Annotated in this window: 17 protein-coding genes; 8 read left to right on the top strand and 9 right to left on the bottom strand. The window is 68.8% G+C overall.

The features are described from left to right. Positions 1–40: 40 nt before the first annotated feature. The 7 genes from CR470_RS01480 to CR470_RS01450 form a co-directional block, all read right to left on the bottom strand. The gene (locus CR470_RS01480) at positions 41–421 is read right to left on the bottom strand and encodes a hypothetical protein (RefSeq protein WP_179892086.1); all 381 of its coding nucleotides are present in this window, start codon (positions 419–421) and stop codon (positions 41–43) included. Then, positions 418–675, bottom strand: coding sequence for a hypothetical protein (locus CR470_RS01475; protein ID WP_097865782.1), 258 nt, complete (start codon positions 673–675; stop codon positions 418–420). The genes CR470_RS01480 and CR470_RS01475 overlap by 4 nt, the downstream gene beginning before the upstream one ends. A 96-nt stretch (positions 676–771) precedes the next feature. Next, positions 772–1,386: a restriction endonuclease gene (locus CR470_RS01470; RefSeq protein WP_373561381.1), complete on the bottom strand. Its 615-nt coding sequence runs from the start codon at positions 1,384–1,386 to the stop codon at positions 772–774. Between the two features lie 167 nt (positions 1,387–1,553). After that, positions 1,554–1,763, bottom strand: a complete 210-nt coding sequence (locus CR470_RS01465; protein ID WP_097865780.1) for a hypothetical protein — start codon at positions 1,761–1,763, stop codon at positions 1,554–1,556. Between the two features lie 231 nt (positions 1,764–1,994). Beyond that, a complete protein-coding gene (locus tag CR470_RS01460; protein ID WP_097865749.1) occupies positions 1,995–2,237 on the bottom strand; it encodes a helix-turn-helix domain-containing protein in 243 nt (80 codons plus the stop codon). A 376-nt stretch (positions 2,238–2,613) separates the two neighbouring features. After that, positions 2,614–4,266 (bottom strand): hypothetical protein, encoded by a 1,653-nt coding sequence (locus CR470_RS01455; RefSeq protein WP_143663741.1) that lies wholly within the window; start codon positions 4,264–4,266, stop codon positions 2,614–2,616. Between the two features lie 398 nt (positions 4,267–4,664). Further along, a complete protein-coding gene (locus CR470_RS01450; protein ID WP_097865747.1) occupies positions 4,665–5,492 on the bottom strand; it encodes a helix-turn-helix domain-containing protein in 828 nt (275 codons plus the stop codon). A 112-nt stretch (positions 5,493–5,604) separates the two neighbouring features. Here CR470_RS01450 and CR470_RS01445 point away from each other — a divergent pair, with 112 nt between their 5' ends. The 4 genes from CR470_RS01445 (at position 5,605) to CR470_RS01430 (ending at position 8,011) form a co-directional block, all read left to right on the top strand. After that, positions 5,605–6,381, top strand: coding sequence for an alpha/beta fold hydrolase (locus CR470_RS01445; RefSeq protein ID WP_097865746.1), 777 nt, complete (start codon positions 5,605–5,607; stop codon positions 6,379–6,381). Between the two features lie 200 nt (positions 6,382–6,581). Further along, positions 6,582–6,722, top strand: coding sequence for a hypothetical protein (locus tag CR470_RS40190; RefSeq protein ID WP_257138326.1), 141 nt, complete (start codon positions 6,582–6,584; stop codon positions 6,720–6,722). A gap of 105 nt (positions 6,723–6,827) precedes the next feature. Further along, on the top strand, positions 6,828–7,670 hold the full coding sequence (locus CR470_RS01435; protein WP_097865745.1) for an IS5 family transposase: 843 nt from the start codon (positions 6,828–6,830) through the stop codon (positions 7,668–7,670). Positions 7,671–7,726: 56 nt separating this feature from the next. Further along, positions 7,727–8,011 (top strand): hypothetical protein, encoded by a 285-nt coding sequence (locus CR470_RS01430; RefSeq protein WP_097865744.1) that lies wholly within the window; start codon positions 7,727–7,729, stop codon positions 8,009–8,011. Between the two features lie 703 nt (positions 8,012–8,714). On the opposite strand, the gene CR470_RS01425 is transcribed toward CR470_RS01430, so the two are convergent. Beyond that, positions 8,715–9,581: a GNAT family N-acetyltransferase gene (locus tag CR470_RS01425; protein WP_097865743.1), complete on the bottom strand. Its 867-nt coding sequence runs from the start codon at positions 9,579–9,581 to the stop codon at positions 8,715–8,717. Positions 9,582–9,870: 289 nt separating this feature from the next. On the opposite strand from CR470_RS01425, the gene CR470_RS01420 reads away from it, so the two are divergent. The 3 genes from CR470_RS01420 to CR470_RS01410 all read left to right on the top strand — a co-directional run bounded on the left by CR470_RS01420 (position 9,871) and on the right by CR470_RS01410 (position 13,566). Further along, positions 9,871–10,887 (top strand): hypothetical protein, encoded by a 1,017-nt coding sequence (locus tag CR470_RS01420; protein ID WP_257138324.1) that lies wholly within the window; start codon positions 9,871–9,873, stop codon positions 10,885–10,887. After that, positions 10,877–12,793, top strand: coding sequence for a hypothetical protein (locus CR470_RS01415; protein ID WP_143663740.1), 1,917 nt, complete (start codon positions 10,877–10,879; stop codon positions 12,791–12,793). Before CR470_RS01420 ends, CR470_RS01415 begins: the two co-directional genes overlap by 11 nt. Before the next feature lie 113 nt (positions 12,794–12,906). After that, entirely contained in the window at positions 12,907–13,566 is a 660-nt protein-coding gene (locus CR470_RS01410) for a hypothetical protein (protein ID WP_097865741.1), read from the top strand. Between the two features lie 5 nt (positions 13,567–13,571). On the opposite strand, the gene CR470_RS01405 is transcribed toward CR470_RS01410, so the two are convergent. Further along, a complete protein-coding gene (locus tag CR470_RS01405; protein WP_097865740.1) occupies positions 13,572–13,970 on the bottom strand; it encodes a hypothetical protein in 399 nt (132 codons plus the stop codon). A 505-nt stretch (positions 13,971–14,475) separates the two neighbouring features. Between CR470_RS01405 and CR470_RS01400 the strand changes: the two genes are divergently transcribed. Further along, positions 14,476–14,949 carry a hypothetical protein gene (locus CR470_RS01400; protein WP_097865739.1) on the top strand — a complete coding sequence of 158 codons (474 nt, stop codon included), beginning with the start codon at positions 14,476–14,478 and terminating at the stop codon, positions 14,947–14,949. Positions 14,950–15,040 lie beyond the last annotated feature (91 nt).

Genomic DNA, 15,040 nt, shown 5'->3' with positions numbered 1-15,040 from the left:
CAGGATCCGCTTCGGCCCGTACCGGACCTGACTCAAGCGGTCAGGGTGCAAGGTCCAGGACCCGGACCGGTTCACCCCGCCACCGGCCCGGTGCGGTCGTCGCGACGACCGCACCGTCCGGGCGGTCCGGTGTCGGCTGCGCCGCGTACTGGCTGTGCGCCACCGACCACGTCTCCTGCCGCGCCAACGCCAGCGCCGCAGCCAGGTCCAGGTCCAGAATGGTGATCCCCGGCAGGGACACCAGGTGCTCCGCCGTTCCAGGCCGGGCCCGGTCCGCTTCGACCAGCGCGCACGCCGGGGCATACAAGAACCAGCCCGGCTCGGCATGAGCCCGGTGGATGAGGCGGGAGGCGAGAACGTTGCCCTGCCCGGCCGCCGTCATCGCGGTGTCGTCCAGGACGATGTGTACGGCGTCGCTCACCGGCCGGCCACCCGCGCCAGACGCCGGTCCAACTCACGGTCCAGATCCTGCTGCTCGTCCGGCGTGGGGGCGTAGCCGTTCCACTCCCGCAACGCCGCGCTTGCCCGCTCCGCCCGCTCCGCCCGCTCGTCGGGCGTCAGCAGCGTCTGGGCGAGGCGGGCCAGATACGCGCGCAGCGACAGACCCTCCGCCGCTGCGATCGCGGCAAGCCGGTCCTTGGCTTCCTCAGGGATACGGACATTGGCATCGGACATCATCGTGCTCCTTCCCATCCCACAAGGGTACGGGTACGTACCCGTACTGAGAAGTTGTCGCGGCACTCCAGAACGCACCACGGTCCAGCGGTTCGACTACCGGCCCTTGCGGGGCGGCGGGACCTTCTGCAGCAGCTCCCACAGCGGGCGCCCGCCGCTCGCCCACGTCGCGAGGACCCGCCTGTCGGCGAGGTGCATGTGCAGCTGGGTGGCGAGGGGTGCGCAGCGGGTGGAGAAGCGGCCGTTGGTGATGACGAGGACGATGTCGGCGCCGTAGAGCTGGCGGGCGGTGCCGTTGACCCGCTGGAGGTCGGGGGTGCCGACGGCCGAGCCGCGGTCGCCGTCCTTGCGGTGCTTGGCCTGGATGACCCAGGTGCGGCCGAGGGGGTCGGTGGCCAGGACATCGGCCCCGTTGTCTCCGGCGCCGCCGATCTGGCGGGCGTCGGTGCACCCGTCGCGGAGCATGAGGTCGCGGATCGCGTACTCGAAGTCGCGGTGGTGCAGGGCGTCCAGCTCGGGGAGTCCGAAGCGCAGGGCCTGCTGGCGTGCCCGGTCCCAGGCCCGCTGCTGCTGGCGCCGGTGGGCCCACCCCACCGTACCGACCACGGCCGCCGCTGCGAGGACGATCAGCGCCCACCAGTTCGTCACGAGCCAGGAGACCACCGCCCACGCGGCGGCCGCAGCCAGGACCACCGCGCCGAACACCAGCACCTGGACGTCGAACTGCCGCCCGCGCCGACGAGACCAACGCCGGGACCGGGACCGGGGGCGGTAAGAGGTAGGGCGGCGCGGTACGGACCGGCGGACGTTGCGCCGGGGCGCGGGCCGACGACGGGGATAGGGACGGCGGGTGGCCATGAGAGCGTCTCCGGGGAGGTTCAGCGGGAAGAGTCAGTGATGCCGGAGGCGAGCTGGCCCAGAAAGTCGAGGATGCCTTCGCCGACCGGGGTCGGGGCGATGACAACGCCGAGGGCGAGCACGATGATCACGGTGAGCTTCTCGTCGTTCCGGCTCCGGGACTCGGTGCGGCGGCGCAGCCGCAGCAGGACGATGACGACGAGCAGCACACCTACGTTGATGGTCAGCATGCTGTTCCGCCCCCGGATCACCTCGGTCCCGTTCCGACCCCTCTGTGTATCCGCATCCGCACGACCGCACCTCAAGGTCATCAAACGATGACGCAAAGTGACCGGTTGGCCGAATCGGCGCACTGAACCGCAGGTGAAGCGGCCGCCCCGCCGTGGAGTCGGCGTGGATCATCCGATCGGGTGACGGCTCCCGGGCGGGCAGCATCGGGGCCGCCAGCAGTCGGCCGCTCTTCACGGGGTGATAGTGAGCTGAGCGGCGCCGGGCATCGGTGCGCGACGGCGGGCCGGCAGGCAGTGAACGGCACGGTCGACGCCGACCAGGAGGTCGATGACCGGAATGCCGTAGTGCGCGGAGAGCTTGTCGACGTCGGCCAATGACCAGGCAGCGCTGCCGGACTGCTTGCGGCTGATCTGAGTCTGGCCCAGGCCGAGGCCCTCGGCAAGATCGGCCTGCCGCTCCCCGGTCAGGTACATCAAGTGTGACCGTGCGCCGTAGTTGGCGGATGTGCACGGTTGTTGGCGGAAGCGCCGAGATGATCACGTGAGCTGCGTATTCGCTGGTGGAGTACACGAGGCGGCCTCCGGAGCCGCCAACTATCACGAACAGGTCCCGCCAACTGCGCTGAACAGAAACGCCGTGACCTGCGAGGACTCCGCAGGCGATCCGCCAACTACGGCGCACGGTCACATCAAGGCGGCGATGGTGAGCCGCAGAGTAGCTTCCGTGCTGGGCATATGCGTACTCCGCATCAGGTATGCGCCGCACTGGCGGCAAGATCGGCAGGCGGGCCCGTGTGGGCCGCTCACCGCCGCAGGGCACCCGTGAGGCACCTGTGGCGGTGAGCGGCGCTCAGAACGGGGCAGGGAAGGGCTGCTGAGCCTCCTGGGCCTCACGGACTGACCCGGAAACCGCCGCGAGGTCCGGGAACTGCGCGGCCAGCTCGGCGCGCAGACGGGCAGTCCCCTCGTCGGCGGCCTGCTGGCGGACCGCGCGGTCCAGGTCCTGCTGGTCCCGCTCGGCGGCCTCGCGGTAGGCGGCCTCCTCGTCCAGGCCGAGCGCGAGCGCTGCGGCCCTGCCCGTCTCGGCCCGTTCCTCTGAGGCATCGCGCTCCAGCTGACGGGCGAGTTCCTGGGCGGCCGACTCGGCCTCGGCCCAGCACCGGCCGCACTCGCCTTCAGAGGGAGCAGCTCCCTTGCCCGGGGTCTCGCAGATAGTGCACACCCACCACCCCGGCCGGCGGGCAGCCGCACGGGCCACCGGAATCTGCCGCCCGGCTTGTGCTGCCGCCCTCTGTGCGGCGCGACGCTCGGCCCTCCGCTCCACGCACGCCAGGCATTCCCGGCTGGTGTCGATATCGGTGCCGTCCTCGCACCGGGCGTACGCACACTCCCCCGGCTTCAGCAGCGCGACGACCACGCCCACGGCGCTGCCGATGCCCTTGCCGTCGACCGAGTGGAACGCGTCTGCGTAGCCGTGCTCCACCCAGCGCCGCGCGGCACGCGCGATCATCTGCTGGGCGGTCCGCCCCGCCATCGCCTCCAGGACCTGCCACCGGTTGCGCGTCGGGAGACTGCCGTAGGGCAGCAGCGCCACCAGCTCAGCCGGCAGCGAGGCCACCACCTGCTTCACCACGGCGACCTGCTCACCCGACAGCTCCACGCCCTGAGCCCGCGGTCCCGGAACGCCCGTCCCCGGCCCCGCCCCGTCCCGGACTTCCGGCGGCGAACCTTCACCCGGCGCGGCGCAGCCGCTCGTCGCAGGCCCGCGCGCACCACTACCTGCACCAGTCCTACGGACGTCACCAGCGCTACGCGCCGGAGGCGCCTGTTCTTCTGTTGACGGTGGTTCTGGACAAGAGGTTCTAGATAGGGCGTCACCCATGACGCCACCCGTAGCGTCACCCATGACGCCAGGGGTGGCGTCACCCATGACGCTACCCCCCTCTGATTCGGTCTCTTGAGGGGTAGCGTCACCCATGACGCCACCCCCCTTCGGAGTCTTGGCCTTGGGCTTCTTCCGCCGCGCCCGTTCCTTGCGCCGCTGCTCCTCGCGCTTGGCTTCCTGGGCCCGCTGCCGTTCTTCGTGGGCGAAGCGCCAGGCATCCAGGTCGAAGTCGGGCGCGTGCTCACCGATCCAGGCATCAACGTCCAGACCGGGCACGGTGTACCCGTAACGGGCGACCAGCTGCGGAGGCGTGCGGGCTGGCGGCGGGACGCCGTGGATGAGCCAGGCGTCGAAGATCTCGTAGAGGTTGGCGTCGTTTTCCTCGGGCTTGCCCTCCACCTTGCGCCGGTGGACCTTTACCAGCCCGATCTCGTTCTCCAGGTAGTCGGCGGCCCGGTCCACGGTCTGCTTGGAGCAGTCCAGGCACGTCGCAAGGGCTTCGCGGTAGGGGTAGCCCTGGCTGGTGTCCCGCGAGCTGACATCCGCGAACGACACCAGCAGGTCGTACAGCGGCTTGGCCTTGCCCGCGTTGAGGCCGGAATCGGAATCACGGGTCACGCAGACAGCGAACATCCCGAACCGGAGCCCGGTGGATCCGGGGCGGCTGACGGCGGGGCGGTGCGAACTGGACGGGAGGCGGCTCACCGGGCCACCCCCGCAGCGGGCCGGAACGCGCGAGCGTGAACCGGGGTGCTGGACCTGGGCGTGATCGTCATACCCAGCCCAAGGTCCTACGGAGTGCCGAACGTGACACAAGAGCCCGAGGAAGTTTCCAGCGGAACCGTCACAGGCCGACGGCGGGGGTGATGCCGCGGACCGCAACAACGCGCTCACTCTAAGAGGTCGCACAGATAGGCACGGTGGTACGCAAGCAGCGAGGCAGGTACGGGATTCTGGCGATCATGGAGTTGCGACGCTCTGTGATCATGGATGGTGCCTTTCTTGAGTGCACCCCCTCACTCGACGGCCACCGTCGCCTGCCACGCGCCCGGGCGCATGCCTGTCGCTTTCCGGAAGAACACCGAGAAGTTGGACGCGTCGGGGAAGCCGAGCGTGTTGGCGCAGGCGGCCGCGGTGAGGCGGTCGTGTGCGAGGAGCCGTTTGGCTTCCAGGACGATCCGATCGACGATGTACGCCTTCGCGCTGCGGCCGGTGACCTGCTGCACCGCTCTTGAGAGGGTGCGGGGCGCGTATCCCAGTGTCCGGGCGTAGTAGCCGGCGTCGTGATGTTCCCGGAAGTGCGCTTCGACGCTGGACCGGAATAGTCGGAACACCGGATTGATCGATCGTGCTTCGGCGTGGGGGGGCCGGAGCCGGGCGATGAGCGCGGAGAGCAGGATCTCGGGCAGCTCCGTCGAGATGTCCCCGGGTGGGGCGGATGCTTCGAGGAGGAGATGGTTGCGCGCGGCGTCAACGAACGGCCAGTCGGCGTCGGGAATGCTCCAGTGTGCGACCAGGTCCGGGGACGCGACGAGTTCCCGGGTGGCGTGGGTGACCGGCGCGGTCGGCACGAACAGCACGACGTGCCCAGCTACGCCGGCGATGTCATCCCATCGGTGCACAGCTCCAGGAGCGACCCACACCGCGGACCGCTCCTGGAGCGGGTGTCGGAGGAAGTCCACGGTGACGGATCCGTGCCCGGCATCGACGACGGCGAGGACGTGGAAGTCGGCACGCTGTGTCCCGCCGTCGTTCAGCTCGCGAAGGCGGTCGAACGTCATGGTTTCGACAGTGGCGGCACGGCGCCCGACGGGCTGGTAGGTCATCTGCCGGATCACGGTCATCAGTCCAGTTTCCACCATCAGGCGACCAGTCATGCCGATGCCCCGGCACAGCGGAAGAGATCCAATGAATACACAGAACAACCACCCCAGAACACTGATCGAGAGAGTCACGATGAACACAACGCAGCAGCCGCCACTGCCCGCTTATGACCACCGGCCGGGGACCGGACCGACCCTGGTGTTTCTGCACTACTGGGGTGGATCCGCCCGCACCTGGGACCTCGTCGTCGACCGCCTCGCGGGACGCGACATGCTCACTGTCGACTTCCGCGGGTGGAGCCGCTCGAGCAACCTGGCCGGCCCCTACACCCTCCGCCAACTCGCCGACGACACACTCGCCGTGATCGCCGACGCGGGCGTCACCGACTATGTCCTCGTCGGACATTCCATGGGTGGCAAGATCGCGCAGCTCATAGCGGCGATCCGGCCCGTCGGCCTCCGCGGGATCATCCTCGTTGGTTCCGCTCCGGCGAAGCCCGCCGCAGGGATCACTCCCGAGTACCGGGAAGGCCTTTCCCACGCCTACGACTCCGACGAGTCCGTCGCTGGCGCACGGGATCACATCCTCACCGCGACCGAGCTGCCCGAATCGGTCAAGTCGCAGATCGCGACCGACTCGCGGGCCAGCACCGACGCCGCCCGCACGGAGTGGCCGCTGCGTGGCATCGCGGAGGACGTCTGCGAGCACACCCGCATGATCAGCGTCCCCGCCCTCGTCGTCGCCGGAGAGAACGACCAGGTCGAGCCCGTCGACGTGCTCGTCAACAACCTGGTGCCCTACCTTTCCGGAGCCGACTTCGCGGTGATTCCGAACACGGGTCACCTGATCCCGCTGGAAGCTCCGGCCGACCTCGCCGACGCAATCACGGCCTTCGCACCAGCAGCCTGACCATCTGCGCGGCCTGAAAATCGACTTCGTCACCGATCACCTGCGGGACGCCCCGCCGCGTGACAGCGTGCGGCTGAGGCCCGGCCATCCCGCGTTGATACGCACCCCCGCCAGACCTGCTTGCCGCGGCCGACCGGGGCGACAAGCCGGTCGGCCCCCGGCGCCGTGCCGAGACACCTCAGCAGGTGGGGCCTTTGTTCATGGACTACCTGCAGGCCGGTGACGTCGAGGATCTGCTGTCGCTCTACGAGCCGAGCAGCGACGGCTCGGCCGCCTCGTGCCCGAGGACGTCTGCGGACCAAGGGCGAGCCCGCGGCAAGGCCACGTGGCCTCTGACCTGATCGTCGTGGACACCAGCCGACGACCAGCACGAGCAGTTCTCCTGCCCCTCACACCAGAGCCGTGACCAGCAACTTCACGATGCACACCACTCATTGGGGAGACCTGTGCCCGCGCTGCCATCGTGGCTGACCGAACCGCTCTGGGACCAATTCGCGTCCCTGCTGCCCGAGCGGCCGGAGTACCACCCGGACCATCCACTCGGCTGCCACCGTCGACGCATCAGCGACCGGATCATCTTCGACAAGATGCTGCAACTGCTGCGCTTCGGCTGTTCTTACGAGGCGATCGCCGACACCACCTGCTCGGCGACCACGATCCGAAGCCGCCGCGACGAGTGGATACGACAGGGCGTCTTCGCCCGGCTCAAGCAGATCGCACTCGACTCTTACGACCGGATCGTCGGCCTCATCCTCGACCAGATCGCCGTGGACGGCTCCATCACCAAGGCTCCTGGAGGCGGCGAGGTCGCCGGACGCTCACCGGTCGACCGCGGCAAGCAGGGCTTGAAACGCTCGGGCATGACGGACGGATACGGCATTCCCCTGGGGCGTGTCCTGGCCGGAGCCAACCGCCACGACTCCCTCCTGCTCGCCCCGACCCTGGACCGCCTGCACGACCTGGGGCCGTTACCCGACGACATCACACTGCACCTGGACGCTGGCTACGACTCGGACAAGACCCGCACCCTGCTCAACGAACGCGGCCTCCTCGGCCGCATCGCACACAAAGGCGAGAAGGCACCCATCCAGGCCAGTCAACGTTGGCACGTCGAACGCACCCACGCCTGGCAGAACGCATTCCACCGGCTCGCCCGCTGCTACGAACGCCGTACCACCGTCATCGACGCATTCTTCGACCTTTCCGACACGATCATCACCGTCCGTAGCCTGATCCGCCGAGCCTGGACCACCCACCGCTGGGACGCACGCCCACACCGCCGCCCATGAGTACACGCCTATCTGCGCGACCTCTAAATCCGCCGGACAGACCGTAGCGTTGCGGCATGACCCTCAACAATGACGAGCGCGAGCTGCTGCGTCGGATCTCTGAGGCCGACAGTCCTGTCGAACCCTCCGACTACTTCCACAGCATCCATCCGCCGAACTTCCCCAAGTCAGCGACCGAGGACGACCCCCGCCGTGAGGCGTGGGTGGAGCTGCAGATGAACCTCTACCGCGCCTACATTCGGCTGCACGAGCTGGGCTTGATTCAAGTGGTGCACCCGGCGAACGGCGAGCGGGGTGATCTCGTGGTGGCCACGGAGGCCGGCCACGACGTACCCGTGTAGCCCGCGCCTGGGCGCTTATCAAGGTGGTCAGCGCGTTGCGGGGTGAGGTCATGCGGGCGTGAAGAAGGGTGGCTCTGCGGAGCTCGGTGCCCTTGTGGTGCTCTTCGCTATTCTCACGCCGTACGGTCCAGCCGCTGGGGCGCGGCTTCCGAAGGCGTGGTGGTGGTCAGCCCGGCCCGTTCAGCGGCGAGGTGTTGCAGGGGCCCGTGCCCGGGATGCGTCGCACCTGCTGCTAGGCGGCCGCTTTGGCGCGGAGTTCCTCTAGGCACTGTCCGGCGGATCATGTGACTGACGGACGGATGGCTCGTTGTTCTCGGCATGGGGTGGGGTGATCTGACGAATAGGGATCTGGCACCTGCCCATCGAGGCACGCCGGGACCCATCCAGACTGTGCTCGGCTTCATGGCCCCGGCCACCGCGACCTGGGTCCACGGCGCCTCCCGTATCGGTGACGTCCTCGCCCGCCGGCCCTGAACACCGGGTGGGGACCGCCGTCACCGTGATCATCCAGGGAGCACCGGGGAGGGTCAGTGAGCGGTGGTGATGCCCCAGCCGGGATCCAGGTCCTGTCGGTAGGCGCGGAGGGACGCTGCGGTGAATGTCATGACCGGAGCGTACGCCCGGCAGACGGCAGGAAACAGTCCCGGCTGGAGCTGGCGTCACCGGCGAGGAGGCCCGCACCGAGTGGGGCCTCCTGCCTCAGCTACGCGCCTCGCCCGAGGAAGGCGTCGAACTCGGAGCGGACGTGTTCCGGCCCGTAGAAGGCCGTCTGCTGGCGGACGAACGCCTCCACGCGGCTCTTGAGCTCGGCGAGCTCCTCCGGCAGGTCGAGGTGCGCGGGCTCGAAGGGCTCCTCCACGCCGACCACCGCGGGCAGGGGATCCTCGTCCGTCCCGACGTCGTGGGTCCGCACATCGGGGACAAGGGGCAAGACGACCATGCGGGAGCCCTCCTTCAGGTTGAGGCCGACCAGGGACGGGGCCCGGAGCAGCTCAGTGACCTTCTCGCGGAGGAAGAACGCGGCCGTGTCCGGCGGCGAGACGATGAACCCCCACTGCTCGTACAGGCGCGCCAGGCCGTCTTCCCATACGTAGCCGGTAAGGATGCGGCGGCCGCGTTGTCGTTCGGTATCCGCGGCTGCGCGGACGAGCTGGCGTCCGATGCCCTGCCCGCGGAAGGCGGGCGCCACGGCCATGAAGGCCAGGTGCGCGCATACGGCGTTGATCCGCGCGAACACGCGCTGTTGCATCCCCGCCTGCTGGGCGTACAGGTGCTGATGCTGTGCCAGTTCGGCCAGCTGGGCTCCGGGCGCCGATCCGTGGTTGCCGCCCGTCACCAGTGCAGCCCCGAGCAGCGTGCGCCGCCGCTCGAAGACGAGGAGGCGGCCCGCCTCCCGGAAGCGGGCGGTATCGACACCGTGGTCGAGCAGCTTGCAGTATCCCTCCAGTTGCTCTCGATCCTCGTCGTTGCGGACTACCTCCGCGAGCAGGTCCCGGATGGCTGATCCTTCGCCGGTCCGCGCCGGCCGCACGCCCGATGTCTCGCCTTTGCGCGGCTTGATTCGTCCCATGTGTACATCCCTGGTCTCGGCGGTTCGCGGCGTCAGGAGAAGCAGCTCACCGTTGCTGGTTAACTCCGCGCAGGGTGGACGCCGGCCGGTCGTTGTGCTGCGGATTCGTTCTTATTTCCCTCTTGATGTCCGGCGTCCCGGGGCTGGGTTGACGTCACGGTCAACGCCTGTGGGCCGTGGAGTCCTTGCGGGTGGATTCACCCTGCTGGACCGGTGAACGGGCCGTGGTGATCGTTGAGAGCGTCGTCAGAGTGATGGGACGGACGGCTCGATAGCGGGAGTGCAGCACGTGGTCTCTTTCGAAACGGTCACGCTCGACATGGCCACGCTGGATTTCCCCACCTCCGAGGAGATCGGGGAGCTGCGCGGCGGTTCCCTGACCGGGTGGGTCGAGTCCGGTGTTTCGGCCGTGGCCGCCTCCGTGGGCAAGCCCGTAGAGAGGGTGCGGTCCCGGCTGGTCAAGGCCGTGGACATCAAGCCGAAGCGGGTACCCGACGATGATGATCTCCGGGAGTGCCTCCGGGTGCTGCGTGTGTGGATCAACGACCCTGCGGCGTACGCTCCCCCCGCGCGGCGCCCGAAGGTGACTCGCCCCGAAGGTATCGGTCAGCTCCCGGTCCCCCGGACCATCAAAGCCGCCCACCTGCCGGTTTCCTGCGGGCTGTGCGGTGACCCGGTCAAGGCCGGGGAGCTGATCGGCCGGGCGAAGGACCCGAAGGGGCGGGAGTTCGTGGCGATGGGCTGGCTGTGCGCGCACTGCCTGTACCGGCGCCGAGAAGAGCCGCGGCGACGCGACGTGCTGCTGCGCTTGCACCATCACCTGTTCGCCGGCAGCGCCTTCGGCCTCAACGCGTACGAGTGCGGGGTCCTGCACACCTGGCTCACGGAGAACACCGCGCTGTCCGGAACACCTGCCTGGACCGCCGATCCGCTGGAGGCGACGCTCGCCCGTCTGCGCACCAGCGTCCAGGAGAACAAAGGCACTACCTGGATCGCCACCCCCACCGCGCACACGATCGCCACGGTGCTGACGAGCTCTTCCACCGCTTCACCCGCGGAGTCCGCTCTCCTGGGCGCCATCACGCAGCACATCGAGGAGTGGGCGACCAACCCGGCCGGTGTCGACCACCGCCGGTTCGGCACCGGCCCTCGCTACCGGGCCCAGGTCCTCAGGACGACTCCCCGCCCGACCCAGCTCTCAGCACGGGGCGGCCCGTTCGACCTCCATCAGACCCCAGCCGGCGCCGCCGAACCCGACACCACCTCACCCGAAGCAGAGGCAGAGGCGGCCGACCATGGCGTATGAGGTAGTCACCCGGCACTTCCGTACGGATGCCGAAGCACGGTGGAGCGTGTTCCTCGACGCCCTGGAGGTGCCGTACCTCTATGCTCCGCGCCGGTTCGTCACGGCGGCGGGCGAGGCCTTCGCCCCGTCGTTCTGGCTGCCGGAGGACCGGATCTGGCTGGTCCTCTCCTCTGACGGGCGACCCGGCTGGTGGGAGGCCTTCGTGCAGACGGTCGGAGCGGCCGGCCCCGGCAAGGAGGAGGGGCTGCTCCGGAACGCGACCGCCGTGCGGGAAGAATGGCACGGTTCGCCGCTCTTCGTGCCCACCTGCAAGCGTCCCGAGGCCGCGTACCACGGGTGTTCGCGGGCCGGCTCGGAAGATCTGGTCACCCCCGGCGGGGAGGTTCTCACCTGGCTGCGCTGCCAGGGCTGCGGCCGGTTCGTCTGCAGCGCGTACGGACAGGAGCCGCCCTGCGGCTGCCCCGAGGGCGCGGACGACGATCCCCGGCTGGACGAAGCAGCCCACTGGGCGACGCAGCAGGCAGTCGGCACCGCCGACGCCGCGCCCGGGACCGCGAGCGCCTCCTTCCACCTGAACATGATCACGCCCGTGGGAGCCCGGGCGGCTGAGCCCTGCGAGGACGGCTGCCGATCCCTGGGCAACGCCCTGCGGGACGAGCTGCCCGCGTGGGTCCACCACGACCTGGATCCGCGGCTCAACACCACGTGCGTCCAGTGCCCCCACCCGATCTGCGACGCATGCGGCAGCCGGCCGGCCACCGACGCCGGAGAGCGGTGCCTGCACTGCGCGCCCGTTCCCGCCCTGTCGAAGACCCGTGCACGACAGGTCCTCAATGACCTTGCCGGGCAGGCCGGCAGCGCCGCGGGTCTTCCCGCACGAGAGATCAACACCCTCCTGAACCGCGCGAGGCGGCTACGCAACCGTGCCCAGTTCACCCTGTACGACCTGGCCGAGGCCCTGACCCTCGCCGAGGCGTGGGCCGCCGACCCCGCGACGATTCCCCGCCCGGCCAGCGCCACCCCGTTGACCGAGGAGGAACTCGACGACCTGGAGGCGGACGCGCTGCGGCCGCTGCTGAACAGTCTGGCCGCCCGGCTGTCCGGAAAGACCCGGATGCCGATCGCCCACGTCCAGGTGAAGCTCAACGAGCTGATGGGAGTCCACCAGCGGGGCGAGGCCGACGGCGAGGCGCTCCGCGAGGCCGTCGGGCAGGCCCAGCTCTGGAACTCCGACCCCATGGCCCTGCGCATGTACGTGGAGGGTGTCGAAGGGGTCGAGCCCGACGACCTGCCCCCGGTGATGAGCACTCGGGTCCTCCGCACGAGGGTCACCTGCTCGTTGTGCACCGACACGATCGCGGCCGGGGAGACCGCCGGGCGACTGCACATTCCGCAGTCGTGGAAAGGCCCCCGGCTCGGCCCACTGTGCGGGCACTGCCTGCGCGACCGGCGGACCAAACCGCGCCCGGTCGACCTGGTTCTGCGCCTGTTCCACGGTGTCCTCGCCACCGGGTGGGCGCAGCTCAACGCCCGCGAGGCGGAGGGACTGCTGCAACTTCTGCCCCGCGAGGCGCCACCGGGTCTGGTGTCCGGGCTGGAGCCGGCGTACTGCGACGCTCTCGTGGTCCTTCACCGTGCCGTCGACTCCGGATCCGCGAAGGAACTGCTGTCCTTCCTGCACGCTCGGGCGGTGGCCGAGGTCCTGCACGCCGGGGCGCTCAGCGACACGGTGGCGCGGTCCGGCGAGGTCCTGGCTGCGGTGGTGCAGCACTTCGCCGAGTGGGACGACCCTGCGCTGCTGAACCCGGGCGGCTACCGGTTCCAGTACGAGTGGCGGGAGGACATGCTCCGCCAGACCCCTGGGCCGACTCTGCTGTCCCGCCGACCGCGGCGCGTTTTCGTGTAGAGGATCACCCGGGACTCACCCCCTGCCCGCTTCGTCCTCCGGTCCGACTGAACGATCGGGCCGGGCAGGATTCGTTCCGCGACTGCTCCACAGATCAGGAAGGCGAAGGTCCCGTGCCGTACAGCGGACGCATCAATGTCACTATCGGTGAAACTCAGCTGAAAGAGGTGGAGTACTTCGGGGAAGCAATTTACAGCCCGGTCCGGCGCGGCAAGACCGGTTGGGGGATGGCCATCGAGGTTCCCGCAGTCATTGAAATGATCCGCCTTGTAGACGAGGGGAAGACATCTGCAGATCGGCTGGTGCGGCTTCTGGAAAGCGTGGCCGAGAACATCCGCACGGATTACGGAGAGGATGAGGAAGGCGAAACCCCTTGGGGTGCGGACTGCCCATCCGAAGGTTGCACCGTGTGTGACGGAGCGAAGGAGGAATTCGCCGCGCTCGCCGCACGGACCCACGTGGAACGGCAACGGTTCCAGGACCCGGACAACTACCCGTATGTCCGCGGCAAGCACACCCTGCACAGGGCGGCGTGCTCCGAAGCGCAGCGGGGAATCGGCTCTCGAAGCCCCGACTGGACGCGAAACGAGGCACAGGACCTGCGGTCCTTCGCTCACGAGCACGTGACCAACTCCGGCTGGGCAACCCACATGACGATGCTCACTCCCGAGGACGTGGCGCAGTGGATCGCCACTCGTACCGGGCCACGCGGCGGCGCGCAGTACAAGCTGTGCAAGATCTGCCGCCCTTCGATTCCGCAGGCGAGAACCTGATCCCGCTACAACCCGTACTCGCCGAAGTCCCACATGTCGCGGTCGTTGAGGAAGATGGCCCCGACAGCAAAGGCTTCCCGTACGATGTCGAATCCCTCGGCGGCATGGTCGACAGGGGGCAGCGCTCTCATCTCCGCGACCTCGCGGGCCGCCTCCACGCTGAGCACGTTCTGATTCTCTGCCAGCGTCAGAATGACGTCAGACGTCATCACGATCACCCTGCTGAGCATTTCGGCGGTCTCGACCCTCGGCCCGGTGAACGGATCGTCCATCAGGAACTCGTCCCGGCGGATACCGCGTTCCAGCTTGAACTCCGGGATCGTCAAGGGCCGCTCGTACTCTTCCTGCAGCCACTCGGCACCGTCCTCCCCGAACTCGTCGAAAAGGACGGAGGCAGGACACACTTTCCCGTAGTCCGGGTGCCTCGGTCGCGGCTCACGTCGGGGAGCCGCGAGCCGGCGATGCACTTCCCTCCGTGGGCCACGGTCCCGTGCGCGCCGCTTCCGGGCCCTCGGCACCCTGCCGCTCCGCGACTTCGGCACGTTGCCCCCTATCCGAATCACCCGAATTACGGTGATAACGACGTGCTGCACCAAAGGTTGCCGGGCCCGAACTTTGGGGTGAGCCCTCGGTTCCCCAGCGGGCCCGCCGCAGCCGGCGTGACCACCGCCGTGGAGCTGCACCCACACGGCACAACGTCCTCCTCGTCGAGACCAACGCTTGCCCACCACCCGTCTGTCCCAGCGCACTAGTCGAGGAGGTTGCGCGGGCAGTGCGAGGCTCACATCTCGCCTGCGGACTGCTGGAGTGGGCACGAATGGCGGTAGCAACGAAGGGTGCGGCTGAGCTTGGTTGATGGATATGAGCTCCTGCGGATGCGATTTTGGCATCTCTACTGGTCCGGGCCTTATGGCCGCCTCACACCTGCGTCTGCACCAGAGCGGCGGCAAGAGAGGGAGTCGCAAGCGTCCCGACACGCTGCGGATTCTCGTGATGATCTGTACCGACCTCGAAGGCGACAAGCCGATCCAACTCGACTTCACCGAAAAGGCGATGGAAATCGAGGTGAGCGTCGAGCAGTTGCGCGCCGAGGTGGACTGGTTCGTCGAGCACGAATTCCTGGCGCTCGACGGAAATGTCGACGGGGTAGCGCGCGTCTGGGTGAATCCCTCAGTCGGGTTCTTTCCAGGCACGGATCCACGGGTAGCGGCGGCCCGGCACAGGTTCCCGTACATCCAACCCGCCGAGGGCGGGATGAGCGCCGAGGAGCCTGTCGTCGTCCACCCGTACGAGCCCGAGCTCTGGGAGGCGGTCTACAACGCCCAGCGGGATCTCTTCGAGAATCCACCAGTGTTCAACCTTTGCCCAGCACACGCCGGGTAGCCGGCAGGCCAGCCGCCGATCTGGCTAAAGGCTGTCCCGGAATCCAGTGCCGGGCTGGGGCGCCGTTACCCCGGAGCGGGAGGTGGCGGCT

Origin of the sequence: Streptomyces sp. rh34 (assembly GCF_002551245.1) — a bacterium.
Taxonomy (GTDB): Bacteria; Actinomycetota; Actinomycetes; order Streptomycetales; family Streptomycetaceae; genus Streptomyces.
The sequence above is the reverse complement of the archived record's forward strand: the minus strand, read 5'-3'. Positions and strand labels throughout refer to the sequence as shown.

Bases quoted from the DNA above. Each gene is read 5' to 3' on its own strand.
- CR470_RS01460 (WP_097865749.1), bottom strand. From the start codon at position 2,237: ATGTACCTGACCGGGGAGCGGCAGGCCGATCTTGCCGAGGGCCTCGGC.
- CR470_RS01425 (WP_097865743.1), bottom strand. From the start codon at position 9,581: ATGGGACGAATCAAGCCGCGCAAAGGCGAGACATCGGGCGTGCGGCCG.
- CR470_RS01400 (WP_097865739.1), top strand. From the start codon at position 14,476: ATGGCCGCCTCACACCTGCGTCTGCACCAGAGCGGCGGCAAGAGAGGG.
- CR470_RS01475 (WP_097865782.1), bottom strand. From the start codon at position 675: ATGTCCGATGCCAATGTCCGTATCCCTGAGGAAGCCAAGGACCGGCTT.
- CR470_RS40190 (WP_257138326.1), top strand. From the start codon at position 6,582: ATGGACTACCTGCAGGCCGGTGACGTCGAGGATCTGCTGTCGCTCTAC.
- CR470_RS01450 (WP_097865747.1), bottom strand. From the start codon at position 5,492: ATGACCGTGATCCGGCAGATGACCTACCAGCCCGTCGGGCGCCGTGCC.
- CR470_RS01430 (WP_097865744.1), top strand. From the start codon at position 7,727: ATGACCCTCAACAATGACGAGCGCGAGCTGCTGCGTCGGATCTCTGAG.
- CR470_RS01415 (WP_143663740.1), top strand. From the start codon at position 10,877: ATGGCGTATGAGGTAGTCACCCGGCACTTCCGTACGGATGCCGAAGCA.
- CR470_RS01445 (WP_097865746.1), top strand. From the start codon at position 5,605: ATGAACACAACGCAGCAGCCGCCACTGCCCGCTTATGACCACCGGCCG.
- CR470_RS01465 (WP_097865780.1), bottom strand. From the start codon at position 1,763: ATGCTGACCATCAACGTAGGTGTGCTGCTCGTCGTCATCGTCCTGCTG.